The organism is Psychroserpens luteolus (genome assembly GCF_021032705.1).
Taxonomy (GTDB): Bacteria; Bacteroidota; Bacteroidia; order Flavobacteriales; family Flavobacteriaceae; genus Psychroserpens; species Psychroserpens luteolus.
In genome coordinates, this window is the sequence record NZ_JAHVXI010000053.1 from 1 (window position 1) to 314 (window position 314).

Below are 314 nucleotides of genomic sequence, written 5' to 3' on the forward strand. Positions count from 1 at the left end.
TTTCCATCACGGGGCAGATCATGCCCGAAACGTCGCCTTGGTGATGGCCGTTGCCATGCAGCACCCCCCTGCACCAGATTTGGAAAACCAGATTGCCAAAGCCGCGGGCGCAACCTTTCCGCTGAACGCGGGCGACCTGATGCCGGCCTATGAGGGGGCAGCTTTGGGCGCCCGGATCAAGGAATTGCAGGCCAAGTGGATTGCATCTGACTTCGCGATGACCCGCGAAGACCTGCTAGCCCAGTGACCATCGACCCGCTATATCTGTTCGTCTTCGCGGGGCTGTTCTCGCCGGGGCCGAATGTCATCTTGCT

At 60.5% G+C, this 314-nt stretch carries 1 protein-coding gene; it reads left to right on the forward strand.

All coding sequences use genetic code 11. The features are described 5' to 3' along the window. Positions 1 to 247 (forward strand): hypothetical protein (locus KWG70_RS17805; RefSeq protein ID WP_230937387.1); only part of this gene is annotated, 247 nt, incomplete at its 5' end. Between the last annotated feature and the right edge of the window lie 67 nt (positions 248 to 314).